The organism is Dactylosporangium sp. NBC_01737, from assembly GCF_035963215.1.
Lineage (GTDB): Bacteria > Actinomycetota > Actinomycetes > Mycobacteriales > Micromonosporaceae > Dactylosporangium.
Map to the genome: position 1 here is coordinate 9,084,658 of NZ_CP109153.1, position 24,944 is coordinate 9,109,601.

Sequence of the window (24,944 nt, forward strand, 5' to 3'; positions counted from 1 at the left end):
GTTCCTGCCTGTACCGTGACCTCTATGCGACGTGGGGTGGACCCGTTCGAGCAGCGGCTCGTGTCATCGACGGACGTGCTCGAAGGCACGGTGGATCTCAACACCTATCCGCACCGCTATCTGCTCGTCCACGCCGACACCGGCATCACCGCATCCCGCCAGGCGATGCCCCGCCTGCTCGCCGCCGTCGAGGCCCTCGAGGGCCGATCGTGGGAGCTGGTCAACATCCTCGCCAAGGAAAACTTCTACGCCGTCATGCGCCGCCCCTGACCCGGCGGCTCCGCCACCGCCGCACTTCGTGATCGAAGTTCCGCGATCACGAGGGCGGGCGGGCATGCTGACCGTCGTGAGAAACAGGCTTGAGTGCGGCGCGCAGCGTCGCGGGGTGCAGCACAGCACAATATCGGCTCTGGAGGGGCCCCTCCAGAGCCGATATCTACCCTGCTCGGCGTCGGCGTCGCTCTGCAGGGTGTCGTCCGCAGGCCTTCGAGCGGTGGGTCCGCTCATCGAACCATGGACAACCCTCGACACCGAGTGAACATCGGAGGTATCACTTCGTCAAGAAGGGTTCCGAACTTCTGTCCCATCGAACAAAAGCCACAGCCTCCAAGATTTTACCCCTTGCCGATCCCGGTTCGCGCCTGCTAGACATCGGATGTCTTCGTGGGAGCGGCCGTATTTGATCGAGGGAGGGACAATGACCGACCGATTCGCGTCGCTGGACACCACCGACGCCGCCGGCGGTCACGACGACGGCACCGATGCACAGGGGCACGGGTTCGCGTTCACGATCGGCCGCGGCGACGAGGTGCAAACCGCCGCGATCGCGGTCGACACCAACCAGCGCTGGGACGTCGGCGCCGCCGTCGACTGGGTGCGCGCCCTCGCGCCGTTCGACCCGTGGTGGGTCGAGGAGCCCACCTCCCCCGACGACGTCGTCGGGCACGCCGAGATCGCCCGGCGGATCGCCCCGATCCCCGTCGCCACCGGCGAGCACGTCCACAATCGGATCATGTTCAAGCAGCTGCTGCAGCTCGACGCGGTCTCGTTCGTCCAGCTCGACGCCGCTCGCATCAGGCATGCGGGCCGACAGCCGCGCCCGCCACGCGTTCCCTGACGGCCCCATCTGGAAACACGCCCACACCCCCTGAGGATCCCGCCATGAAGCTGCTACGACCGGCCTTGCTGGCCACCGCCCTGGTCGTCTCCCTCACCGCCTGCGACTCCACCGCCACACCCGGCAACTCCGCGTCCGGCGACCAGAAGCCGATCGCCGTCGACCTGCCCCGCGCCGACTCCGACTTCTGGAACTCCTACGCCAAGTACGTCCCGCAGTTCGCCAAGGAGAGCGGCATCAACCTGATGACGCCCACGAACTCGCAGAACGACATCGCCAAGCTGGTCGCGAACACCCAGGCGCTCACCAGCCAGGGCGCGAAGGCCATCGTCATGGCGCCGCAGGACACCGGCGCGATCGCGACCACGCTGACCCAGCTGGAGCAGAAGAAGATCCCGGTCGTCACCGTCGACACCCGGCCCGACAAGGGCAACGTGTACATGGTCGTGCGGGCCGACAACCGGGCGTACGGGCAGAAGGCCTGCGAGTTCCTCGGCGCGAAGCTCGGCGGCAAGGGCAAGGTCATCGAGTTCCAGGGATCCCTGTCCAGCGTCAACGGCCGGGACCGCTCCGAGGCGTTCGCCGAGTGCATGCAGAGCAAGTTCCCCGGCATCACCGTCTTCGCCGAGCCGACCGACTGGGAGGGGGCGAAGGCGTCCGCCGCCCTGCAGACCCGCCTCGCCCAGCACCCCGACATCAATGGCATCTACATGCAGGCGGGCGGCGTGTTCCTCGCACCGACGCTGCAGCTGCTGCGCACCAAGAACCTGCTCGTCCCGCCGAGCGACCCGAAGCACATCTTCATCGTGTCCAACGACGGCATCCCGCAGGAGTTCGAGGCGATCCGCAAGGGCGAGATCGACGCCACCGTGTCGCAGCCCGCCGACCTGTACGCCAAGTACGCGCTGTTCTACGCGAAGGCGGCCGTGGACGGCAAGACGTTCCAGCCCGGCAAGACCGACCACGACAGCACCATCGTCCAGGTCCGCGCGGGCCTGCTGGAGGACCAGCTGCCGGCGCCGCTCGTGACCAAGGACAACGTCGATGACTCGGCGTTGTGGGGCAACCAGATCGGCAAGTGATGACCGACGCACCGGCGGTGGAGGCCGTCAACACGAGCAAGCGCTTCGGCGCCACCACGGCGTTGCAGGACGTGTCGGTGACGATCGCGCCCGGCAGCACCCACGCCCTGGTGGGGCGTAACGGCGCCGGCAAGTCGACGCTCGTGTCGCTGCTCACCGGGCTGCAGAGCGCCGACGCCGGCTCGATCCGCTTCGACGGCGAGCCGGCCCCGCCGGTGTCGGACCGGGCCGCGTGGCGCCGCCGCGTCGCCTGCGTCTTCCAGCGCTCCACGATCATCCCGGACCTGTCGGTGGCGGAGAACCTCTTCCTCAACCGCCAGGGCAACCTGGTCCGCTGGGGTACGCTGCGCCGCCGGGCGGCACGGCTGCTGGACGAGTACGCCGTCGAGGTCGACCCCGCGGCCCGCGCCGGTGACCTCGGCGTCGAGCAGCGGCAGCTGGTCGAGATCGCGCGGGCCCTGTCGCAGGGCGCCCGCTTCATCATCCTCGACGAGCCGACCGCCCGGCTCGACGCGACCGCCATCGAACGGCTCTTCGGCCGGCTGCGGGCGTTGTCCGCGACCGGTGTGACGATGCTGTACATATCCCACCACCTGCAGGAGATCTACGCGGTCTGCGACACGGTGACCGTGCTGCGGGACGCGCGGCACGTGCTGACGGCGCCCGTCACCGACGTCGACCACGACGCGCTGGTCGCCGCGATGACGGGCGAGGCGGTCGGGCTGACCACGGTCGAGGCCCGTCAGCCGGTCCAGCCCGACGCCCCGGTCGCGTTGCGGCTGGCGGGGTTGACGTTGCGCGGGTCGTACACCTCGATCGACGTCGACGTGCGCGCCGGTGAGATCGTCGGGGTCACCGGCTCCGGCAGCAGCGGCAAGGTCGCCCTCGCCGAAACCGTCGGCGGGCTGCGGCGCGCCACCGCCGGGACCGTGACCGCCGGCGGGACACCCGTCCCAGCGGGCAGCGTGCCGGCCGCGCTCGCCGCCGGGATCGGCCTGGTGCCGCAGGACCGGCACCGGGAGGGGCTGATCCCGCTGCTGTCGGTGGCCGAGAACGCCACGCTGCCGATCGCCTCGTCGTTCGGCCGGCTCGGTTACGTCGCCCCCGGGAGGCAGGCGGCGACCGCGCGGTCATTCATCGAGCGGTACGACATCCACACCTCCGGGCCGTCGGCGCCGGTGAGCAGCCTGTCCGGCGGCAACGCGCAGAAGGTCGTGCTCGCCCGCGCCCTGAGCACGTCGCCGTCGGTCCTGGTCCTGATCAACCCGACCGCGGGCGTCGACGTGCGCTCCAAGGAATCACTGCTCGGCGCGGTGCGTACCGCCGCCGACACCGGCACAGGAGTACTGATGATCTCCGACGAGCTCGACGACCTGCGCCACTGCGACCGGGTCCTCGTCATGTTCCACGGCCGCGTCGTGGCGGCCCTGCCCGCGGGGTGGAACGACACCGACGTGGTCGCCGCCGTCGAGGGAGTCACGCGATGACCGCGCTCCCGGCCCGGCTGTCCGGGATCCGCCTGGCCAGGATGCGGGACCTCACCCTCGTCCCGGCGATCCTCGTCCTGCTCGTCGTCGGCGCCCTCGTCGACCCGGTGTTCCTGACCAGCGCCAACATCACCAACGTGCTGCAGCAGCAGACCGAGCTGTCACTGCTGGTCCTCGCCGAGACGGTCATCCTGATCGGCGGCCGGTTCGACCTGTCCCTCGAATCGACCGTCGGCCTGGCACCGGCGCTGGGTGTCGCCCTGGTCATCCCCGCCGCCAGCAACGGACTCGGCACCGGCTGGCCGTCCGCCCTGGCGGTGCCCCTCATCCTGCTCGTCGGCCTGCTCGTCGGCGCGCTGAACGCGCTGCTGATCCTGCGCTTCGGGCTGTCGGCGTTCATCGTCACGCTGGGCATGCTGATCACGCTGCGGGGGCTGCAGATCGGCATCACCGGCGGGCAGAGCCTGTTCGAGCTGCCGCCGTCGGTGCTGTACCTCGGCAACGCCACGTGGCTCGGGCTGCCCCTGTCGGTCTGGATCTGCGCCCTCCTCTTCGCCGTCGGCATCGCGGTGCTCGGCTGGTTCCGCCACGGCCGCGCGGTCTACGCCATCGGCGGCAACATCGACGCGGCCCGCGCCGCCGGCATCCGCAGCGAACGCGTCATGTGGGTCGTCTTCATCGTCGCCGGCGGCCTCGCCGCCTTCGCCGGCCTGCTGATGACCGGCCGCCTCGGCTCCATCGCCGCCGGTCAGGGCGACGGCATGATCTTCACCGTGTTCGCCGCCGCCGTCATCGGCGGCGTCAGCATGGACGGCGGCAAGGGCACCCTCTTCGGCGCGCTCTGCGGCGTGCTGGTCCTCGGCCTGATCACCAACATCCTGACCCTCGCCGGCGTCTCGGCGCAGTGGATCCAGGCGGTGTACGGCCTGATCATCCTCGTGGCCCTGATCCTCGCCCGCGTCACCACGGGCAAGGCGCAGGACTCCTAGAACCGGCATGGTGGGCGGTGTCTTGGCGGTCGCCGCCCACCATGTCGTCAATGCGTTGACGCACGCCGGCGCACGGACCAGGCTGGAACCATGACCGAACCGGCACCCGGCGGCCCGCAGCGCCGACGCCCGTCCCGGCAGTTCCGCCGCAGCCGCACCCGCCGCATCGGCGACGCCGTCATCGGCGTCTTCGTCCAGGCCGGCCTGATCCCCAGCACGTACATGCTGACGACGACCGGCCGCAAGACCGGCCGCGCGGTGACCCACCCGGCCACGATCGTGCAGGACGGCGACCGGCGCTGGCTGGTAGCACCGTACGGAGCCGTGTCATGGGTCCACAACGCCCGCGCCGCCGGCCGCGTGAGCCTGGCCCGCCGCGGGGACCGCAGCGACCACGCCGTCCGCGAGGTGCCGCCGGCCGAGGCCGGCCCGATCCTCAAGCGCTACGTCGCCGTGGCCAGCGCCACCCGGCCGTACTTCGACGCGGACCGGCACGCCCCCGCCGAGGCATTCACCGCCGAGGCCCATCGCCACCCGGTCTTCGAACTGCTCCCGATCGCCTCCGTCGTCCCGTGACGCGCGACCGGCCGGAGTGCCGATAGTGAGCACGATGCATGCGGCAGTACGGTGTGGCGATGAGCGAGGCGGCGGTGGCTGACGGTGTTGTGGTGCAGGTGGTCGAGTTGGCCGGGGGGCGGGAGATCTCGTGGGGTGACGGGGCCGTGGAGCGGCTGCGGGACCGGATGGGCGACGTGCAGGCGGCGGTCGTCGCCGGGGTGCGGGCCGTCGCGGCGAGCGTGACGCCGGACCTGTCGGGGTGGGAGGTCGCGGAGCTGCAGGCGAAGTTCGGGGTCACGCTGACCGCCGAGGCCGGCGTCGTGGTGTCGCGGGCCACGACCGGGGCGACGTTCGAGGTGACGGTGACGCTGCGGCGCAAGGCCGCGCAGGACGAGGCCGGCCAGAGCGAATGATCGACGGGCGGATCGTCGCCGGCGGCGCGGACCTGGGCAGCGGCTTCTGCCTGACGGACCGGATCGTGGCCACGGCGGCGCACGTGGTCCGGCAGCGCCGAGCGGAAGACCTCGAGTTCGTCACCGCCGCGGGGGTACGGCTCGCCGTCGAGGCCGTGCACGCCGACCCGGCGATCGACGTGGCGACGCTGCGGGTCGCGGAGTCCCTGGCGATCGTGCCGGCGCTGACCCACGCGGTGCTGCGCGCCGACTGGCGGGTGACCGCGCGCCCGAAGGACCACGACGCGCAGCTGACCGGGACCGTGACCGCGACCGACCACCTCGTCGTCAACCAGGGCGGCCACGAGATGACGGTGCTGCAGCTGCACGTGGCGGAGGCGTTGAGGGACTACCGGGGCTACTCCGGCAGCGCGGTCACCGTCGACGGCGCGGTCGTCGGGGTGCTGGTCGAGCAGGTGCCCGAGCGGGCCGCCGTGGCGGACGGCCGGCGGGCGGCGGCGAACGTGCTGTACGCGGTGCCGGTCGCGCTGGTCGTGCGGCGGTTCCGGCTCGGGGTCGCGGTCGGGCGGGCGGACCGGGCGCTGCCCGTACATCAGCTGCTGGACACCGCATACTTCGACCTGGACCGGCTCAAGACCGCGATCCTCGACGCGATGGCCGGGGACGGGCAGCGGGTGCTGGTGTTCGGCGTCGACGCCGGCGAGCAGGCCGTGGTGGAGAACCTGTGCGCGTGGCTGCGGCTGTATGTCGGCGACATCGACCGCAAGCACTGGCTGGACCTGAGCGCCGAGCTGCACTCCGTCGACACGGCGGCGCGGGCGGTCTCGCGCTACGCGGCGGTGCTGGGGGCCCGCAACGTGATCTGCCCGGTGTCGGTGCGGGGAGCGCCGGCCGGCGACGTCGCGGAGCTGGTTCGGCGGGTCCGGGAGGCGTACGGGCGGCCAAAACGCTGGTACATGCTCTTCCTGCTGGGCGTGCCGGACGGTGGGTTCCCCGACGGGGTCACGTTGCTGCCCCCGCCGCGGTTCGCGCACCGTGACGTCGAGCAGTGGGCGAAGCACGTGATCGCGTACAAGCGCTGGCCGCGGCCCCTCGCGGCGGCGTGGACCAGCGGCATCGTCGCACGGATCGGCGAGGAGCTCGACGTGCGCTACACGTATGAGGAACTCACCGACTGCATCGACCGTGTCCGGCACGAACCGGACAAGCTGCTCGGCGAACTCGAAGACCCGGAGGCCTGATGCTCACCCGCCACAGCGTCGACACGTCGCTGCGATTCGACCGGCTCGCGGAGCTGCCGGACCGGCGCGACATCGAGGTCGCCGGTTCATCCGACGCCCAGGCGCGGTTCGAGTCGCGGCGGCGGGAGCCATACCGCGCCTCGGCCGAGCTGGAGGAGGCGGTGAACGTGGCGGTCGCGCTCGGCCGGCCGCTGCTGCTGCAGGGCGATCCCGGCGCGGGCAAGACCCGGCTCGCGCACGCCGTGTCGTATGCGCTCGGGCTTCCCCTGGAGGAGGCGTACATCAAGTCGACCAGCCGTGGGCAGGACCTGCTGTACGTGTACGACGCGGTCCGCCGCCTGTACGACACGCAGGCGGGCCGTGGCTTCGGTCGCAGGGTCCCCGATGAGGGCGACTACGTGCGGCTCGGCCCGCTCGGCCGGGCGATCGTGCGGGCCGGGCACGGCCGGCGGTCGATGGTGCTCATCGACGAGATCGACAAGGCCGACATCGACTTCCCCAACGACCTGCTCCGGGAGCTGGACCAGCTCGCGTTCGACGTGCCCGAGGCGCGCGGCGAGCGGCACGCGGTGCCCGCCGACCGGCCCGACCTGCGGCCGGTCATCGTCGTGACGAACAACGAGGAGAAGGCGCTGCCGGCCGCGTTCCTGCGCCGGTGCGTGTTCCACCACGTGCGGTTCCCCGACTCGGCCGCCGAGCTCGACGCGATCCTCGCCCTGCACGGCATCGGCGACGTCGAGCTGCGCGCGGAGGCGATCGACACGCTGCTGCGGCTGCGGGCCCTGGAGCTGGCGAAGAAGCCGGGCCTCAGCGAGCTGCTCGACTGGGTCAGCTACCTGCACGCGGTCGGGGCCCGGCCCGGCGACGGCCGGCTGCCGTTCGCCGGGGTGCTCATCAAGCACCACGCCGACGCGCAGCGGCTGGAGCGCTGAGGCGTGCCGCCGTTCGTGCACGCGATCATCGGCCAGCTGCGCCGGCGCGGCCTGCCGCTCGGCGTCGACGACTGTGACGCGCTGCGCCGGGCCCTGGCGGCCGGGTTCGGCTGGACGTCGGCCGCCGCGCTGACGGAGCTGTGCGTGACGCTGTGGGCGAAGACCGCGGCGGAGGCGGACATGGTGCGGGCGGCGTTCGCCCGGGCCGACATTCCACAGTGGACCGTCACGGCGGTCACCGTCGGCGCGGGCATGCCGGCCGGCACGGTCCCGGCGGCACCGTCCGCTGTGGACGGTCCGACGCCGGCTCTTGTCGTTGCCGCGCAGCCCCAGCCGCCGCCGGTGGCCGCGCCCAGTCACGACCTGCCCGCGGCCCCGCCCGGCACCGGCCGCGTCGACTCCACGCTGGTGCTGACCCCGCAGTACCCACTGACCGAACGCGAAATCGTCCAGGTGTGGCGGGGCTTGCGCCGCCCGACCCGGCACGGGCCGCCGGTCGAGCTCGACGTCGCAGAGACCCTGGACCGCTCCGCCCGCCTCGGCGTCCCGGTGCCGCCGGTGCTGGTCCCGGCCCGCCGCAACACCACCCGGCTGCTGCTGCTCGTGGACCGGCAGGGGTCGATGGCGCCGTTCCACCACTACGTCGAGCACATCCAGCAGGCCATCCGCCGCGCCGGCCGGCTCAGCGCCCTCACCGTCGTCTACTTCCACAACACCGCCGGCGGTTTCGCCGGCCCCGCGCTGCTGGACGGCGTCCCGGACCCGTTCGACCCCGCGATCGACGCGGTCCTGCCGCTGGTCGAGCCGCTTCAGGACGGCACCGTGTACCGGGATCCGGCGCTCACCGACCCGCTGCCGCTGCGCGACGTCCTCGACACGGTCACCGCGACGACCGGCGCCGCCGTCATCAGCGACGCCGGTGCGGCCCGCGGCGCACACAGCCCGACCCGCCTGCTGGACACGGTGGCGCTGGGCAAGGCGCTGCGGGCCGCCGCGGGCGCCGTCGCCTGGCTCAACCCCGTCCCGCCGCACCGGTGGCGGCGCAGCACCGCCGAGCAGGTCGCCCGGCACGTGCCGATGTTCCCGCTGACCAGGGTCGGCATGTACCAGGCGGTCGACGTCCTGCGCGGCCGCCCGTTCCCGGTGCCGAGGCCCCTTGACCGCCGGCGCCTGGGTCCGCGCCTCCCCGTCGCCGCCCGCCTCGCCGCCGCGCGGTCCCGGCTGCCCGCGGGCGCCCTGGAGCTGGCCTGCCACGCCGCCGTCCCGGTCGCGGTCGACGCGGGCCTGCTGCACCTGCTGCGGATCAACTTCTTCCTCGACCCGCCGGCCGTCCTGCCCTATGAGGCGGAGGCGGCGCTGCTGCTGTCGCCGCTGTTCCGCGAGGTCGGCGAGGACCTGTACGAGATCGATCCGCCGCTGCGCGACGCCCTGCTCACCGCGCTCGTCGCCGGTTTCGGCCCCGAACGACCGGCGCGGGTCGCGCTGCTGCTGGAGCAGTACACCGACCAGCACCCGGCGTGGCACACGCAGCCGGAGCTGGAGCACGCCCAGCGCCTCACCGCGCTGAACCTCGTCGACCCTTCGCGCGCCACGGACTGGCTCGCCGCGAACCGCACCTCCGCCGGCGGCCCGGCGCTGACCCGCGAGTGGTTCGTCGCCATGACCGACCGGCTGCGCCCGCGCGCCTCGCTGCAGGACCGGCTCGCTGATGCCCTCGCCGCCGCCGACGCTGCGTCGCACGACCTGCGGCTCGCGGCGATCACCGAGCTCGGCGAGCTGGCGATGCTCCCGGGCGCGGACGTGCGGGCCATCGCCCTGCAACTGGAGCGGTCGACCCGCATCGAGGACGCCGAGCTGCGGGCCCTCGCCGGCGACGTTCTGAGCACCGTCACGCACCTGGTCCCGCCGCCCCCGCCGCGCCGGCCCGTCGAAGCGGCGGCGGACGGCTACGGTTCGTTGCCCTTCCCTCAGCTGTACGGCATCGACCCCGCCACCTTCGACCCCGAGCGCGCGTGGGCGGCGCCGGGGAACCTGACCGTGCCGATCGGCACCGACCCCGACGGCCGGCCGGTCCTGCTCGACCTGCGCGAGCCGGGCCACGGCGGCATGGGTCCGCACGGGCTGATCGTCGGCACCACCGGCTCAGGCAAGTCCGAGCTGGTCCGCTCGCTGATCCTCGGCCTCGCCGTCACCAACAGCCCCGCCGAACTGCACATCCTGCCCGTGAACTTCCACGGCGGCGACACGTTCGCGGGCCTGGAGTCCCTGCCGCACCTCGCCGGCATGGCCACGGGCCTCGGCGAGGACTTCTCGCTGCTGGAACGCTTCATGGACGTCATCGCCGGCGAGATCACCCGCCGGCAGCAACCGGCCACGGACCGCCGGGCACACCTGCTCGTCGTCGTCGACGAGTTCACCGACCTGCTCGCCGCCAACCCGGCGGTGCTCGACACGTTCCTCACCCTCGGCCGGGTCGGGCGTTCCCTCGGCATCCACCTGCTCCTGACCAGCCAGCGGCTGGAGGAAGGCAGGCTCCGCGGCCTGGACACACACCTGTCGATCCGGATCGGCCTGCGCACCGCCTGGACGAGCGAGTCCCGCACCGTCCTGGGCGTCCCGGACGCCGCCGAACTGCCGCACGGCCCCGGCCACGGCTACCTGCGGACCAGGGACGACGACCTGCGCCGCTTCCGCGGGACACCCGTGTCAGGCCCATTCCCGCCGCCGCCACCGTCCTGGAGCGACGTCCTGGACCCCTTCGCCGCGCGCCACACCGCGACGCTGCTGCAGCTCCTCGTCGAGCGGATGGCCGGCCACGGCGGCCCGGTGCATCAGATCTGGCTGCCGCCCCTGTCGAACGGGCTGGCCCTCGGCGACCTGCCGAGGCCTCCCGAGGAGGGGTGGATCGCGCTGGGCGAAGTGGACGTTCCCCGAGACCACGGCCGCGCGCCATACTTCGTGGACCTGACCGGTTCGGAGGGGCACGTCGCCATCGCCGGTGCACCCGGTAGCGGCAAGGTGACCGCGTTGCGCACCATCGTGACCGCCATCGCGCGCAGCGGCAGGGCGTTTCAGGTGTACTGCATCGGTGGCGAGCTCAGCACCTTGGCCGGCCTGCCGTACGTCGGCGGCGTCTACCACCGCGACGACCGGGGCGCCATCGCCGACCTGATCAGCTTCCTGCTGCACCGCCCGGCGAACGCCGGGCCGACGGCTGTGCTCGTCGTCGTCGGCTGGTCACGCACCCTTGAGGAACACCCGGATCTGGACCAGTTGGTCTTCGCGGGCAAGGCGGTGATCGTGGCGAGCACCGACCTGCTCCGCAACATCGGCGCCGACTACCTCCCGGCCTTCGGCACGTTGGTGGAGCTCCGGCTCACCGACCCGGGCCAGTCATACATCTCCCGCCTCGACGCGCGGCAGGTTCCGTTCCTCCCGGGCCGCGGAATCGTCGTCGGCGGGCACCAGATACAGGTCGCCAAGCCCGTCCGGGCGGCGGGCGGCGGGCACGAGGACTACGTGCGGGACCTGGCCATGGCATGGACAGGTCCCCGCGCCCCGCGGCCCGAGCCGAACCTGCGGGTGCGGCTCGGCGCTTTCGAGGACGACGACACCGAGTTCGCCGTGGATTTCGCGGCGGACCCGCACCTGTTGATTCTCGGCGACGCCGACAGCGCCGCCCCGCTCCTCGGCCGGATCGCCCGCTCGGTCGACGGCGCCACCGTCGGCCCGGACCTGTCCGAGGACATCGCCCGGACGCTCCGGACACGGTTGCCCGGGCCGACCGTCACCCCCGATCAGCTCCGACGACGCTCGTGGTGGAGCGGTCCGGACCTGTGGGTGCACGCCGTTGAGGATCTGGATGCGCTGGGCTCCTTGGTGGAATTCCTCATCCAGGCGAAGGACCTCGGGTTCCACCTCGTCGTGGCAATGCGCCGCACGCATCAGAGCATGTCGCACCCTGTTGTCCGGCGGTTGCTCGACGTCGACACCACGATGATTCAGATCATGGGCGACCCTCGCCGCGGCAGCCTGATCGGGCGTGGCGAGTTGCCGCGACTGATCCGGTTCGACGACACCTACGACTCGTGAACCACGTCGCCGTCGACGAAGACCAGGTCGGCCTTCGTCTCGTAGAGGGCGGCGCCCGGCTCGAACGGGTCGCGGTCCAGGACGACCAGGTCGGCGGCCTTGCCGACCGTGATGGAGCCGGTGAGGTCGTCGGTGCCGTTCACGTACGCCGAGCCGAGCGTGTACGCGGTCAGCGCCTGCTCCAAGGTCAGCGCCTCCTGCGGCAGCATCGGGACCTGGGACGTGGGCCAGTCGGCCTCGCCTGACACCGGGGGCTCGGTGCGGTGGACGGCGACGTGGATGGCCCACCACGGGTCGGGGGTGGTGACGGGCCAGTCGCTGCCGGCGGCGAGGCGGCCGCCGGTGCGGGCGATCGAGCCGAACGGGTACTGCCAGCCGGAGCGCTCCGGGCCGAAGAACGGCACGCACAGGGTGTCGTTCTGCTCGTGGTGGGTCGCCCAGAGGGCCTGGATGTTGGCGGTGACGTCCAGGGCGGCGAAGCGCGGTACATCATCGGGGTGGACGACCTGGAGGTGCGCGAGGTGGTGACGGGCGCCCGAGGTGCCAAGAGCGCGGGCGGCGGCGACGGCGTCGAGGCACTCGCGGACGGCGCGGTCGCCGATGGCGTGGAAGTGCACGCCGAAGCCGGCGGCGTCCAGCAGACTCACGTAGTCGCGCAGGCGCGCGGGGTCGACGTTGGACTGGCCGCAGTGCCCGCCCTGGCCGACGTACGGGTCGAGCATGGCGGCGGTGAAGTTCTCCGCCACGCCATCCTGCATGATCTTCACCGCGGTCGCGCGGAACCGGCCGTGCGCGGCAAGCGCGCGGCGGGCCTCGAACGCGCCGATCTGCGTCTCGTCGCCGCCACGGTCCCACCACAGCGCGCCGGTGACGCGCGCCCGCAGTACACCTGCCGCATCCGCCGACACGTAGGTGTCGAACTGGTCACGGGCGCCGGCATAGGCGCCGACGATCGCGTCCTGCCAGGCGGTGACGCCCAGGCTGAACAGGTAGCGTTGCGCCTCGATCAGGGCCCGGTCGTAGTCCTCGGCGGTGTCGGCGGGCAGCAGCCCCGTGATCAGGTCCATGGCGCCCTCGTGCAGGACCCCGGTCGGCTCCCCCGCGGCGTCCCGCTCGATCCTGCCATCGGCCGGGTCCGGCGTGCCACGGTCGATGCCGGCGATCCGCAGCGCGCGGCTGTTCACCCACGCCGAGTGATGGTCCCGGTTGGGCAGGAACACGGGCCGGTCCGGGGCGACGGTGTCGAGGTCGTCGCGGTGCGGCAGGCCGCCGGGGAACGCCGCCATCGACCAGCCGCCGCCGGTGATCCAGCCGTCGCCCGGATACGCGGCGACCGCGGCGAGGTAGTCGGCCTTGGTGTGCCACGGGGTGAGGTCGCAGCGCAGCCGCTCGAGGGCGCCGGACACCGGGTGGATGTGCGCGTCCTGCAGGCCCGGGACGAGCGCGCGGCCGTCGAGGTCGACGACGTCGAACGCACCACCGGACAATTCGGACAGGACGGTGGAACGGTCCCCGGCGGCGACGATCCGCCCGTCGCGGACCGCGACCGCCTCGGGCTGCCCGGGCGCGAACACCCGGCCGCCGATGAACAACAGCGCACTCATCCGCGCAGCATGCATGGCAACCGTGGGGGTACGCAAAGGGTCCACCCCGTTGACCGGCATGCCCGTCGATGTGATGGTGCCATCACCACATCGACGGTCGGCGAAGTGTTCGCGGTATCCCCGCGGCGCCCGCTGCGTACCCCCAACCGGAAGGGACCACCCACCCATGCGCAAGAGACGGGTCATCGCGATCGGCGCGGCCATCCTCGCCGTCGCCGCGAGCGTCGTCGCCGGCCCCGCACCAGCCCACGCGCTGCAGGTCACCGGACTGACCGCGACCATCGCCCTGAACAACTGCTCGGGCGCCCTGGTCCGGTACCCCAGCTCCGTCGACAGTGACCGGGCGATGCTGCTCACCAACGGTCACTGCTACGAGGGTGGCTTCATCAACGACGGCGTGGTCCTGCAGAACCGGACCAGCTCCCGCACCGGCACACTGCTGGGCAACACCGGCAACTCGCTGGGCACCGTGCGCGCCGACAAGCTGATCTACGGCACGATGACGAACACCGACGTCGCGCTGTATCAGCTCACCCAGACGTTCGCGCAGATCAAGACGAGCTACAACACCACCGCCCTGACCATCGGCGCCACCCGCCCCGCCGACGGCACCGCGATGACGATCCCGTCCAGCTACTGGAAGCAGGTCTGGACCTGCTCGATCAACGGCTTCGTGCCCACCCTGCGCGAGGACCAGTGGACCTGGCACGACTCGATCCGGTACAACACCGGCTGCCAGACGACCCACGGCACGTCCGGCTCGCCGATCATCCGCTCGTCGGACAACACGATCATCGGCATCAACAACACCGGCAACGACGACGGCGCCAGCTGCACCCTCAACAACCCGTGTGAGGTCGACGCCAACGGCAACGTCACGGTCCGCCAGGGCCAGAGCTACGGTGAGCAGACCTACTGGTTCACCACCTGCCTCAACTCCTCGCGGGTCATCGACCTGACGGTCGCCGGCTGCCTGCTCACCAAGCCCCCGGGCAGCGGCAACACGGTCACCGTGACCAACCCCGGCGCGCAGACCGCGACGGTCGGCACCGCGAAGTCGCTGCAGATCTCGGCGTCCTCCTCCGGCTCGGGCCAGACGCTGACCTACTCGGCGACGGGCCTGCCCTCGGGCCTGTCCATCAACGCGAGCACCGGCCTGATCTCGGGCACGCCGACGACCTCGCAGACGACGACCTCGACGGTCACGGTCAAGGACACCACCAACGCGACCGGCACGGCCACGTTCAGCTGGACGGTCAGCGGTGGCGGCGGCGGTACGTGCAGCGGCCAGAAGCTGCTCAACCCCGGCTTCGAGTCCGGCGCAACGTCGTGGACGGGGACCACGGGTGCCATCGGTCAATGGTCCAGCCAGGGACAGCCGGCCCGCACCGGCACGTACTCGGCGTGGCTGCTCGGCTACGGCTCCACCCACACCGAGTCGGTGTCCCAGGCGGTCACGATCCCGGCGGGCTGCTCGGCGACCCTGACCTTCTACGTGCACATCGACACCGCCGAGACGACCAGCTCGACGGCGTACGACAAGCTCACGGTCACCGCCGGTTCGACCAGCCTGGGGACGCTGTCCAACCTGAACAAGGCCTCCGGCTACCAGCTCAAGACCTACAGCCTGAACGCCTTCGCCGGCCAGACGGTCACCCTCAAGTTCAACGGCACCGAGGACTCGTCCCTGCAGACCTCGTTCGTCCTGGACGACCTGGCCGTCACGGTCAGCTGACTCCACCGTCCCATGCGCGGGCCGGGCTCCTCGGAGCCCGGCCCGTCGACGTTCACGGCCGTGGTGCACGGTCCTGCCCTTGCGGACGCGCACGAGCCGGCTCCCACGGGACAACGGACCGTGCCGCGGTCCCCTATCGTGATCACCGTGGCCAATCCGTACCAGGTACCCCAGCCGCCGCGGCAGCGCAGTCCGTGGAAGACGATCCTGATCGTGCTCGGCGTGGTGCTCGTGTTGTGCTGCGCCGGCGCGGGCTTCGGCGGTTACCGCCTGTTCAAGGGCGTGCAGGAGGCCACCGAGCCGGCGCGCACGGCCGCCGAGACCTTCGTGACGAACCTGGAGAACGGCGACACCGACGCGGCCTACGGGCTGCTGTGCAAGGCGACGCAGTCGAACTACACCGTGCAGGCCTTCAAGGACGGCGTGGCCAAGCAGCCGAAGATCCGCAGCCACTCGTTCGGCGGCGTCAACGTGATGAACTACAACGGCAAGACCTCCGCGACCGTCACCCTGATCCTGACCGACGACAGCGGCTTCACCAACCGCCACACCTTCCCGCTCGTCAAGGACGACGGCCAGTGGCGGGTGTGCGGCCAGCCGTACTGATCCGCGACCTCACACCGGCCCGGCGCCGGCCCAGGCGGTCCACGCCGCCAGCCAGTCGTCGTGGGCGGCGTGGTGGGCCTGCGGGCGCTGGTCGGCGCCGTCCTGCAGCCGCCGCCACGCGAGGTGCGCGGCGCGGCTGGGCACGGCGTCGCGCAGGCCGGTGCCGGACAGCAGGGTCTCGGCGATGGCCCGCTCCCGCAGCACCCGGTCCTCGCGAAACCAGGCGGCGTTGCGGTGCAGGCCGGCCAGCTGGTCCACGATGCCGCGCACCGACTCGCGGGCGACCGGCTCCGGCTCGTCGGTCAGCTCCGTGTGGCGCTGCACGGCGGCCCGCCACAGCGTCGACCAGTACCGCGGCAGGTCGGGCAGCGTCCCGCCGTCGGCGAGCCAGTCGGCGTGCTCCTGCGTGGCGGTGAGGACCATGTCGACGAGCGCGCGGTGCGGCTCCCGGCTCAGGCGATCCGGGACCGGTTCTGCCGCCGGTGCCTCTTGAGCGCCCGACGAGGCCGGTGCCCGGCGACGGTCCAGCATCGCCGCCACGTCGGCGACGGTCTCCACGGCGATCACGTCCGGGTGCCAGTCCTGGGCGCCGACGCTGATCTCCAGCTCTCCCGCCCTGCAGCGGGCCGCCCACCACCGCTCGCCCGCCCGGATCATCCGGCCCGCGACCGGCACGCCGTCGACCACTACGGCGGCGTCTTCCTCGGTCCAGGCAAGCGCGGAGAACCGCTCACCCGCCCGGCGCAGCTGCCGCTCGACCATCCAGCGCAGCGGCCGGCCCCCGGACCACCGCGCGGTCTCCACGACGACCTGGACGTCGCCGGCACTGTGGACGACCTCGACTCCCAGCACCGCCCCGTTGCCGCGGCGCAGCCCGCCGAACAGCGGCTCCGCGGGGCGGATCGCCGCAGACATCGCGACGACCCCGATGCCACTGCCCTCCAGCGCCCGCCGGATGCGTCCGGTCTGGGTGGCATGCATCTCGCCCGCCGTGCGGAACTGATCGGATTCCATGCGCCGCACCTCCCGTGCCGTGGCCGGACCCCATTCTGCCATCGCGGCCTGCTCCAGGCGCCGCCGACGTGCGACGGCACCCGCAGCGTTATGACCTCAGTTGATGGTTGTCGTCGTGCTGGGCGAGTAGGAGAAGCAGACCCATGCCTCGGAGGTGATCACGAAGCTTCCCCCGGTGACCCGCGCCCTGGCCGGTCCCGGTGTCAGGTGCAACGGTTGGCCGTAGAGCGTCCACGAGAACGATCCGGTGAAGCCGTCATACTCATCGTAGTAGGGCGCCGAAGTACCACCATTGTCCTTGATTTCGACGGTCCAGTGGACGTCCCAGACGCCACCTGCGTCCGGGACCAGCCGCACCCCCGAGGTCAGGGTCGCCCAGGCATTGCCGGTCGGGCTGAGGTTCACCCATGATGTGCCACAGTTGCCACTGATCTCGCCGTAGTTGCTGGCCGGGACGCCTGCGGACTTCGGGGGCAGTACCCCTGTGGTGGGCCTGTACGTGCCCGCCCGAGCCGCAGCGGCCTTTGCGGAGAACCGACGCGCGGGCCCCGTCCGGCAATGTCACGATCTCCATGCCGTTGGCCTTGGCGGCCGCCTCGTCGAAGCCGGCCAGCACCATGTTGGCTTCACCCGGCGTTTGGGCCGGCGGCCCGGCTGGGGCCGCACCTGCGGCTGCGGGTGCCAACAGCGAGCACCCGACGATTGCCGACGCGGTCATGCCGACCGCGAGCAGGTTCCCTGCTGCTACCGCCCTTCGGGCAGCGCTTTGTGGCGCCATCCTGCCTCCCCGTGAGAGATGATCGAGCCTCAAATCTGATCGATCGATCGACATATCGGCAGATCGTTATCGCTGAATGTTGCCGATTGACTACTCAACGGCGCAACAGTCGGCGATCGGCGGTGAAGGCGTCGATCAGTCGCACCCGGCAGTGCGGGGGCGCGGCGGAGGCTGACGGCGCGTTGCAGGTCCAGTGGCGGCATGCGGAGCTGCCGGCACCGACCGCGGAGACCCCGAATGCCCACGTCGACTACGGCAGCCACCTGCACGTCGGCGCCCGGACATTCATCAACTTCGTGATGATGGGCCGCCTCCTGCCCGGACCGCCGCCAGGCGACCGGTAGTCCCTGACCGGCCCGGTCATTGGCTCGGGTGACCAAGAGGACACGGAAGACGCAGAGGTAGGGCCGGTGGCGATGCTGGGCCGCATCGACGAGCTGCGAGAGCGGGCACACGCCGGAGACCTCGGGGCCGCCTGGCGATTCCGCGACCTCTGACCAGAAACCGTCGATGGCCCGAACACCAGACGCCAGGACAGGCCACGATCAAGCCTCAGGCGGATGCGACGGTGCCGGCGGTGAAGGCGTCGATCAGCCGCACCCGGTCGTGCAGGCCGCGGCGGAGACTGACGGCGCGTTGCAGGTCCAGCGGCGGCACCCGGAGCTGCCGGCCGCGCCACGGCACGACCTGCATGCGGGCGGCGGCCGTCGGGCCGAAGTCGGTCGTCTCCGGCTCGTCGGCGGCAGGGCCGACGCCGCCGACCCACTCCACCCGCGCGCCGAGCATCGCCCGGCCCCACCAGCGGCAGAACCAGTCGGCGGGGGCGACCGGCTCGACGAGGCCGTCGAGCAGCAGGTCGCCCACGCGGCGGGCGTCGGCGTCGGACACGACCAGGTCCAGGTCGCCGGGGGTGACGGGGATGCCGCGCACGGCCAGGGCGGCGCTGCCGACCAGCCACCAGTCGATGCCGGCGGGGTCGAGGCGGCGGCACACCTCCTCCAGAGCGGTGTCCCAGGGCACCGGGTCGAGCCCGGCGGCCTGGCGCAGCATCGGCAGGATCAGCCGCTCGAAATTCGTCCAGGCGTGGTCCAGGTGCGGGGTGCCGGCCGGGAACTCCTTGAACCAGTAGCCGTCGCGCGAGGCGAACGCGGCCTTGCGCACCGCGGGCACCAGCTCGTCCGCGACCTGCACCAGCCGGAACTGCGAACCGTGCCGCTCCACCACCACATCCATGCCGTCGATACCACCACATGGGTACGACAGAAAATCAGCGCCGCACGACCAGCAGGGCGGCGAGCAGGCCCAGGACGATGGTGGCGAGCGCGCAGACCAGCAGGGTCTCGCGGGCGCCGAGGCCGGCGACGAGCGGGCCGCCGAGCACGGTGCCGACCGGGACCGCGAGGACCAGGACCGAGCCGTTGGCGGCAAGGACCTGGGGCAGGTCGCCGGCCGGGGTGGTGCGCTGGAACAGGGCCATGGACGTGGACATGTACGGTGCCCAGACACAACCGGCCAGGGCGAAGCTGGTGACGGCGAGGACGGTCGGCGCGCCGAGGCCGAGCGGGAGCATCGCGGCGCCGAAGGCCAGCACGATGCCGATCGTGGTGGGCCACAGCGACCAGCGCCTCAGGTAGCCGGTGGCGAGCCCGCCGAGGAGCGCGCCGGCGCCGAACGCGGTGTAGTAGGCGCCCAGGACGGTCGCCGGGGCGTGCAGGTCGGAGGCGACGTGGACCGGCATCGCGACGTAGAACGGCCCGAAGAGGAAGAAGAACGCGAAGGAGAGGACGAGCAGGCCGAGCAGCGTCCGGTTGGCGCGGATGACGCCGAACCCGCCCGCCGCCGGCGTGGCCGGCGCGGCGGGGGCGTCGGTGGGGACGGCGAGCCGGTAGGTGAGCGCCAGCACCGCGAAGCTGGCCGCGTCGACGGCGATGACGGTCGCCGGGTTGGTCCAGCCGATGAGCAGCCCGGCCAGCGGCGGGCCGACGATGGTGGCGACGTTGGCGATGCTGGTCATCACGGCGTTCGCCGGCAGGTGGTGTACGGGCGGCAGCAGCTCGGCGATGAGCGTGTAGTGCCCGGCCGAGCCCCAGGCCGCGAGGAGCGACGACACGGCCAGCAGCGTCACGTGGCAGAGTAGGCGGCGACGGCGACCGCGACCCAGGTGGCGCGGTGCGCGTCCGGCGCCAGCTGCAGCGCCAGCCAGGTGACGGCGACGAGGGACATGCCGTCGCCGAGGGCGGAGACCACCAGTCCGGGCAGGACCCGCCCCAGCTGCGGGTGGCTGACGACGGGCCAATAGGGCGAGGAGCGCACGCCGATGCTCATCCACCCACTTGACCGCGGCGGGGGCCCGCAGCGGAAGGGTGCTCTGCGGTCAGCAGATTCAGCCGCGGGCGGCGATGGCGGTCTGGATGCGGCGCAGGGTGCGCAGAGCCTTCTTGGCCGCGACGTCGACCCGGCCGTCGAAGACGGTGGCGGCGTGGTCGGTGGCCATGAGGTGCTCCAGGGTCGGCGCGGCCCGCTCGTCGCCGGTGGAGCCCAGCGCGATCGCCGCCCAGTACCGCTGGTTGGGGTCGGGGCTGGTGGTGGCCTGCTCGAGGCGGGGCAGGATCTCGGGCGTGAACCGGGCGAGGTTGCTGGCGACGTACCCGATCCGGGCGAAACGCCGGTGCTCGAACTCGTGCCACAGCGCGGCGAGGGCCTCGGGGCCGCCGATCTCGCCGAGGGCGTCGGCGGCGTGCTGGCGGGTGTACTCCTGCGGGTCGGCGAGCAGCGGGGCGAGCGCGGGCACGACGGTGGCGTCGCCGAGCCGGCCGAGGGCGCGCATGGCCTGCTCACGCACGTTCCAGTCGTGGTCGTCGACCAGGTAGACCAGGGCGGGCACGGCCTCGGTGAAGCCGCCGGCCGCGCAGCCGATCGCCGCCCACGCCTGGCAGTTGTACCGGGTGTCCGTGAGCGCGGCGAGCAGTGGCGCGCGCAGCGACTCGTCGACGAAGAGCTCCGCCTGGTTCAGCGCCCTGGTGTACAGGGAGCGGTGATGATCCTGGTAGTCGCGCACGACGGTGCGGACCGCGGCGGCGGCGGTTTCGTCGCCGTGGTCGCGGAGCCGGTCGAGGAGCTGGTAGAGCTGCTCCTCGCGTTCTTCGAGGGGGCCGGAGCGGAGGTCCACCGCCCAACGGTACACATGCCTCAGATCGGGCCGGCGGGCCGGACCAGGCCGGACTCGTACGCCACGACGACCGCCTGCACGCGGTCGCGCAGCCCGAGCTTGGTCAGGACGCTGGAGACGTGCGTCTTGACGGTGTGCTCGGTGACGAACAGCTCCGCGGCGATCTCCGCGTTGGACAGGCCACGGGCGACCTGGCGCAGGGTGTCCAGCTCCCGGGGCGTGAGCGAGGAGAGCGGGGCGAGCGTCGACAGCGGCGCCGCCGCCCGGTGGCGCAGGACGTCGGCGATGAGCCGGCGGGTGACGGTCGGCGCGAGCAGCGACTCCCCCGCCGCGACGGTCCGCACGGCGGCGACGAGCTCGGTGCGGTGCATGTCCTTGAGCAGGAACCCGGAGGCGCCGGCGCGCAGCGCGTCGTAGACGTACTCGTCGAGGTCGAACGTGGTGAGGACCAGGACGCGGGCGCCGGTGGCGGCGCAGATCTCGCGGGTGGCGCCGATGCCGTCGAGGTTCGGCATCCGCACGTCCATGAGGACCACGTCCGGGCGGTGGGCGCGGGCGGCGGAGACGGCCTCAACACCGTCGGCGGCCTCGGCGACGACCGTCATGTCCGGCTGCGAGGACAGGATCATGCACAGGCCGTCACGGACGAGGGCCTGGTCGTCGGCGACCACCACGTTGAGCACGGCGGTCAACCTACCCGGCCGGCAGCAGGGCGGAGACCTCGAACCCCGGGCCCTGCTCCACCGGCCCGGTCCGCAGGGTGCCACCGGCCGCCGCGACCCGTTCCGCCATGCCGGACAGGCCGTGGCCGCCGGGCTTCGGCACGCCGCCACGGCCGTCGTCGCGGACCCGTACCCGCAGCGACGGGCCTTCCGCTGCCAGTACCACGGCGACATGACGCGCCCCGGCGTGCTTGACGGCGTTCGTGAGGGCCTCCTGGACGATCCGGAACGCGGTGGCGCCGACGTCCGCGGGCACGGGCGGCACGGCGTCGCGGGTGAGGGTGACGTCCAGACCCGTCCGGCGGGCCCGTTCGACCAGCGACGCCACGGCGTCCAGGCCGGGCGGGTCCGGCCGCTGCTCGCGCAGGACGCCGAGCGCGTGCCGGAGCTGGACGAGGGCCTCCCGGCCGGTGTCGGCGATCGCGTCGAACGCGGCCTCGGCCCGGGCGGTGTCGCTGCGCACGACGGAGGCGCCGCCCTCGGCCTGCACGACCATCAGCCCGACGGAGTGGGCGAGCACGTCGTGCATGTCGCGGGCGATCCTGGCCCGTTCGGCGGCGGCCGCGGCGGCCTGTTCCTCGGTGAGGCGCAGCGTGCGCTCCTCCAGGAATGCGATCCGGTCGCGGCGGGCCCGCACGCCGGTGCCGAGCGCGTACGCGGTCACGAACATCATGCCGACGTAGCCGATGGACGGCGGGCTCTCCTGCGGCACGATGAGTGACAGCGCGACACCGATCACGGTGCCGGCCGCGGCGAACAACCGCCAGCGGAACGTGGCGAGCTCGGCCCAGGTGTAGGTGGCGACGAGCTGGCCGTAGGGCAGGTCGAACAGGCGGTCCTGCATCGACAGCCAGGTGGTGCCGATGCCGCAGATCAGCGCGACGAGGACCGGGGCCCGCCGGCGCCACAGCAGCGGCACGGAGGCGAGCAGCGACAGCGCGACGTCGGCGGTCGTGCCCCACCGGGCGGCGGGATACACGCTCGCGGCGGTGACCGCGACGGTGATCAGGATGTCCACGGCCCGGATGCGCATGGCAGCCATTGTGTCCGCCGCCCGGCCGGGGGCGCCTCAGTCGTAGGAGCGGTTTCCTCTCAAGGCCGGGGGTGTCCCGCCGAACATCACGATGCATCATGCTCGCACCGCCGCGGTACCCGAGGAGCACCCGTGCCGGACCCGATCGGCCTCGTCAACGACACCCACGGTCCGGCCCTGGCCGAGGCGTCGCTGAGTCTCCTGGTGCAGGAGCGCATGATCGTGGTGCTCAACGCCAAGAACGGCACCGTCGTCTCGGTGAACGACCGGGTACTGGAGACCACCGACCTGCCGCTGGCCGACCTGGCCGGGAAACGGCTGGAGGAGGTGTGGCACCTGCAGTCGCAGATCGTGGACCAGCTCATGGACAGCGCGCGGTGCGCGGCGTCTTCACCCACCAGCGCGCGTCCGTGCCGCTGATCTGCCTCACCAGTCTCCTCGGCCGGCACGTCGAGCTCGACGAGGCGACCGCCAGGGTGCTGCTCATCGAGGCCCGCGGCACCCGCGTCGGGTTCATCGTGGCGCACCTGCGGGCGATCGAGGAGTCGGTGTGGGAGGAGTGCCGCGCCGACGCCGACCCCGGCGCGCCGGTTTCCCTGGCCGGCAGTGCGCTGGTGAAGATCGGCGGCCGGATGCTGTCCCGCATCGACCTTGAGCAGGTCGTGCGGACTATGGTGACCGATCATGAACGGTCTGATCCGGCTGGAGATCGACGGGCATTCGCCCACGCCTGAGGAGCTGTACTTCCCGGCGCTGGTGAACTACGGCCACCTGACCGCGTTCCAGGTCCGATCGGGCCGGGTGCAGGGCCTCGGCCTGCACCTGAGCCGCCTGGCATCGGCGTCGCTCGCCCTGTTCGACGTGCCGCTGGAGCCTGCGCACGCCCGCTCGCTGCTGCGCCACGCGGTCCGCGACGTGCCCGACGCGGCCGTGCGGGTCAACGTGTACCAGCCGGCGCCGGGCGGTGTGCTGTCGGTGCTCGTCGCGGTCCGCCAGCCGGTGTACCCGTCGCCGGCGCCGCTGCGGCTGATGTCGGTGCCGTACCAGCGTCCCGTCGCGCACATCAAGCACCTCGGCGGGTTCGGTCAGATCTACTGGGGCCGCGCCGCGGTCGAGCACGGCTTCGACGACGCGCTGCTGACCGGCCCGGACGGTTCGGTGAGCGAGACCGCGGTCCACAACATCGCCTTCTTCGACGGTACGCACGTCGTGTGGCCGGACGCGCCGGCCCTGCCGGGCATCACCATGCAGCTGCTGGAGCCGCTGCTGCCGTCGCGCCGGGCCGAGGTGACGCTGGAGGACCTCGGCGCCTACCGGGCGGCGTTCGTCGCCAACTCGATCGGCGTCGTGCCGGTCGCCGCCATCGACGAGCATGTCTTCGACGTCGACGACGCCCTTATGTCCATGGTCACCGGCGCCCTGTCTTCCGTTCCGTGGGACGAGCTCTGACCCGGCCCGTCACGCGGGCCGGTCCGCTCCGACCTGGCTGCGGTGCCACGTGCCGTCCTCGGCGAGCCACGCCTGCTCGCCGGGGCGCAGGTCGGCGACCGCGCGGATGTGCGGCTGGCGGGCCAGCACGTGGTGCAGGTGAGCGGTGGTGATGTCCGCCCGGGTGACGGCGCCGCCGTCCAGGAACTGCCAGGACCCGTCGTGGTCGCAGACGACACCGCTGACCTGCGCGCCCGCGACGACCCGGTGCAGGGTGAACACCGGGGTGCGCGCTCCGGCGCCGGTGAACGGCCACGGCATGACGTCGTCGAGGTCCGACCAGATGCTTGGCGGGTGCTCGTCCCGGGCAAGCCACGCGTTCGGCTGGTCCGCCCGGCAGTTGTCCCCGCTGCCGGCCTCCCACGGGAACAGCCCGGTGCGGTCGGGCCAGACCACCTGGACGACGGGCAGCGGCGGCCGCTGGTAGAAGTTCAGGGCGGAGCCGAGCAGCCGCGGATACCAGTCGGCGTGCACCGGCCTGATCTCCAGTGCGAAGCCGTCCAGCACATCGTCACGCGGCTGGCCGGCGATCAGCGGGCGGCCGGCCTCGATCTGCCCGGCGAGCCGGTTGAGCCAGCGCTGCATGTCCCGCAGCCCCAGCCCGAACATGGCGAGCTCCGGACTGCCGAGCGTGTGCCAGAGGCCGACGGTGCACGCCCATGCGGGCACGTCGTGCTCCGCGTCGATCCCCGTGACGCTCCAGCCGTGCCGCCGGATCAGCGCGGCGGTCGCGTCGCGCCAGTCCAGGCATCCGTCGTCGGTACGGTCGGGCGCGCAGATGTGGCATGAGCACGCTCGGTCAGGGTCCAGCCAGGTCGTCACAGTCGCTGAGCGTAGATGATCATCGGCAGGACGGTCCGGCTCATTCCTGCGGTCCGGCTCAC

26 protein-coding genes are annotated in these 24,944 nt (G+C 72.3%); 16 read left to right on the forward strand and 10 right to left on the reverse strand.

What is annotated here, in order from left to right; translation table 11 throughout:
* Positions 1-24 precede the first annotated feature (24 nt).
* The 10 genes from OHA72_RS41385 (at position 25) to OHA72_RS41430 (ending at position 11,911) form a co-directional block, all read left to right on the forward strand.
* A complete protein-coding gene (locus tag OHA72_RS41385) occupies positions 25-270 on the forward strand; it encodes a hypothetical protein (protein ID WP_327001543.1) in 246 nt (81 codons plus the stop codon).
* Between the two features lie 427 nt (positions 271-697).
* Positions 698-1,117: an enolase C-terminal domain-like protein gene (locus OHA72_RS41390; protein WP_327001544.1), complete on the forward strand. Its 420-nt coding sequence runs from the start codon at positions 698-700 to the stop codon at positions 1,115-1,117.
* A gap of 44 nt (positions 1,118-1,161) precedes the next feature.
* The gene (locus OHA72_RS41395; protein WP_327001545.1) at positions 1,162-2,199 is read left to right on the forward strand and encodes a sugar ABC transporter substrate-binding protein; all 1,038 of its coding nucleotides are present in this window, start codon (positions 1,162-1,164) and stop codon (positions 2,197-2,199) included.
* Complete coding sequence (locus OHA72_RS41400; RefSeq protein WP_327001546.1) at positions 2,199-3,686, forward strand: sugar ABC transporter ATP-binding protein; 1,488 nt, start codon at positions 2,199-2,201, stop codon at positions 3,684-3,686. Before OHA72_RS41395 ends, OHA72_RS41400 begins: the two co-directional genes overlap by 1 nt.
* On the forward strand, positions 3,683-4,675 hold the full coding sequence (locus tag OHA72_RS41405; protein ID WP_327001547.1) for an ABC transporter permease: 993 nt from the start codon (positions 3,683-3,685) through the stop codon (positions 4,673-4,675). The genes OHA72_RS41400 and OHA72_RS41405 overlap by 4 nt, the downstream gene beginning before the upstream one ends.
* A gap of 90 nt (positions 4,676-4,765) precedes the next feature.
* Positions 4,766-5,251, forward strand: coding sequence for a nitroreductase family deazaflavin-dependent oxidoreductase (locus tag OHA72_RS41410; protein ID WP_327001548.1), 486 nt, complete (start codon positions 4,766-4,768; stop codon positions 5,249-5,251).
* Positions 5,252-5,310: 59 nt separating this feature from the next.
* Entirely contained in the window at positions 5,311-5,646 is a 336-nt protein-coding gene (locus OHA72_RS41415) for a CU044_2847 family protein (protein ID WP_327001549.1), read from the forward strand.
* Positions 5,643-6,887 carry a S1 family peptidase gene (locus OHA72_RS41420; RefSeq protein ID WP_327001550.1) on the forward strand — a complete coding sequence of 415 codons (1,245 nt, stop codon included), beginning with the start codon at positions 5,643-5,645 and terminating at the stop codon, positions 6,885-6,887. The genes OHA72_RS41415 and OHA72_RS41420 overlap by 4 nt, the downstream gene beginning before the upstream one ends.
* Entirely contained in the window at positions 6,887-7,819 is a 933-nt protein-coding gene (locus OHA72_RS41425) for an AAA family ATPase (protein WP_327001551.1), read from the forward strand. The genes OHA72_RS41420 and OHA72_RS41425 overlap by 1 nt, the downstream gene beginning before the upstream one ends.
* Before the next feature lie 3 nt (positions 7,820-7,822).
* Positions 7,823-11,911 (forward strand): FtsK/SpoIIIE domain-containing protein, encoded by a 4,089-nt coding sequence (locus OHA72_RS41430; RefSeq protein ID WP_327001552.1) that lies wholly within the window; start codon positions 7,823-7,825, stop codon positions 11,909-11,911.
* Here the strand turns inward: OHA72_RS41430 and OHA72_RS41435 are convergent.
* The gene (locus tag OHA72_RS41435) at positions 11,899-13,515 is read right to left on the reverse strand and encodes an amidohydrolase (protein WP_327001553.1); all 1,617 of its coding nucleotides are present in this window, start codon (positions 13,513-13,515) and stop codon (positions 11,899-11,901) included. The two genes, OHA72_RS41430 and OHA72_RS41435, sit on opposite strands and share 13 nt — an antisense overlap.
* Before the next feature lie 166 nt (positions 13,516-13,681).
* Between OHA72_RS41435 and OHA72_RS41440 the strand changes: the two genes are divergently transcribed.
* Positions 13,682-15,250 (forward strand): putative Ig domain-containing protein, encoded by a 1,569-nt coding sequence (locus tag OHA72_RS41440; RefSeq protein ID WP_327001554.1) that lies wholly within the window; start codon positions 13,682-13,684, stop codon positions 15,248-15,250.
* A 147-nt stretch (positions 15,251-15,397) separates the two neighbouring features.
* Positions 15,398-15,856 carry an Rv0361 family membrane protein gene (locus tag OHA72_RS41445; protein ID WP_327001555.1) on the forward strand — a complete coding sequence of 153 codons (459 nt, stop codon included), beginning with the start codon at positions 15,398-15,400 and terminating at the stop codon, positions 15,854-15,856.
* Between the two features lie 9 nt (positions 15,857-15,865).
* Here the strand turns inward: OHA72_RS41445 and OHA72_RS41450 are convergent, their stop codons facing one another.
* The gene (locus tag OHA72_RS41450) at positions 15,866-16,870 is read right to left on the reverse strand and encodes a hypothetical protein (RefSeq protein ID WP_327001556.1); all 1,005 of its coding nucleotides are present in this window, start codon (positions 16,868-16,870) and stop codon (positions 15,866-15,868) included.
* Positions 16,871-16,966: 96 nt separating this feature from the next.
* Positions 16,967-17,275: a hypothetical protein gene (locus tag OHA72_RS41455; protein WP_327001557.1), complete on the reverse strand. Its 309-nt coding sequence runs from the start codon at positions 17,273-17,275 to the stop codon at positions 16,967-16,969.
* A gap of 495 nt (positions 17,276-17,770) precedes the next feature.
* Here OHA72_RS41455 and OHA72_RS41460 point away from each other — a divergent pair, with 495 nt between their 5' ends.
* On the forward strand, positions 17,771-17,992 hold the full coding sequence (locus OHA72_RS41460) for a hypothetical protein (protein ID WP_327001558.1): 222 nt from the start codon (positions 17,771-17,773) through the stop codon (positions 17,990-17,992).
* A 208-nt stretch (positions 17,993-18,200) separates the two neighbouring features.
* Here the strand turns inward: OHA72_RS41460 and OHA72_RS41465 are convergent, their stop codons facing one another.
* The 6 genes from OHA72_RS41465 to OHA72_RS41490 are packed head-to-tail and all read right to left on the reverse strand — an operon-like array spanning position 18,201 to position 22,572.
* Entirely contained in the window at positions 18,201-18,881 is a 681-nt protein-coding gene (locus OHA72_RS41465) for a nucleotidyltransferase family protein (protein WP_327001559.1), read from the reverse strand.
* 34 nt (positions 18,882-18,915) lie between these two features.
* The gene (locus OHA72_RS41470; RefSeq protein ID WP_327001560.1) at positions 18,916-19,773 is read right to left on the reverse strand and encodes an MFS transporter; all 858 of its coding nucleotides are present in this window, start codon (positions 19,771-19,773) and stop codon (positions 18,916-18,918) included.
* Positions 19,770-19,973: a hypothetical protein gene (locus OHA72_RS41475; RefSeq protein ID WP_327001561.1), complete on the reverse strand. Its 204-nt coding sequence runs from the start codon at positions 19,971-19,973 to the stop codon at positions 19,770-19,772. Before OHA72_RS41475 ends, OHA72_RS41470 begins: the two co-directional genes overlap by 4 nt.
* A 58-nt stretch (positions 19,974-20,031) precedes the next feature.
* Positions 20,032-20,817: a HEAT repeat domain-containing protein gene (locus OHA72_RS41480; RefSeq protein WP_327001562.1), complete on the reverse strand. Its 786-nt coding sequence runs from the start codon at positions 20,815-20,817 to the stop codon at positions 20,032-20,034.
* A gap of 20 nt (positions 20,818-20,837) precedes the next feature.
* Positions 20,838-21,500: a response regulator gene (locus OHA72_RS41485; RefSeq protein ID WP_327001563.1), complete on the reverse strand. Its 663-nt coding sequence runs from the start codon at positions 21,498-21,500 to the stop codon at positions 20,838-20,840.
* Between the two features lie 10 nt (positions 21,501-21,510).
* On the reverse strand, positions 21,511-22,572 hold the full coding sequence (locus tag OHA72_RS41490) for a sensor histidine kinase (RefSeq protein WP_327001564.1): 1,062 nt from the start codon (positions 22,570-22,572) through the stop codon (positions 21,511-21,513).
* A 132-nt stretch (positions 22,573-22,704) separates the two neighbouring features.
* On the opposite strand from OHA72_RS41490, the gene OHA72_RS41495 reads away from it, so the two are divergent.
* The 3 genes from OHA72_RS41495 to OHA72_RS41505 are packed head-to-tail and all read left to right on the forward strand — an operon-like array spanning position 22,705 to position 24,021.
* Positions 22,705-22,992 (forward strand): hypothetical protein, encoded by a 288-nt coding sequence (locus tag OHA72_RS41495; protein WP_327001565.1) that lies wholly within the window; start codon positions 22,705-22,707, stop codon positions 22,990-22,992.
* Positions 22,950-23,306, forward strand: a complete 357-nt coding sequence (locus OHA72_RS41500; protein WP_327001566.1) for a chemotaxis protein CheW — start codon at positions 22,950-22,952, stop codon at positions 23,304-23,306. The genes OHA72_RS41495 and OHA72_RS41500 overlap by 43 nt, the downstream gene beginning before the upstream one ends.
* Complete coding sequence (locus OHA72_RS41505; RefSeq protein WP_327001567.1) at positions 23,257-24,021, forward strand: aminotransferase class IV; 765 nt, start codon at positions 23,257-23,259, stop codon at positions 24,019-24,021. Before OHA72_RS41500 ends, OHA72_RS41505 begins: the two co-directional genes overlap by 50 nt.
* 9 nt (positions 24,022-24,030) lie before the next feature.
* Here the strand turns inward: OHA72_RS41505 and OHA72_RS41510 are convergent, their stop codons facing one another.
* Positions 24,031-24,882, reverse strand: coding sequence for a DUF4262 domain-containing protein (locus OHA72_RS41510; protein WP_327001568.1), 852 nt, complete (start codon positions 24,880-24,882; stop codon positions 24,031-24,033).
* Between the last annotated feature and the right edge of the window lie 62 nt (positions 24,883-24,944).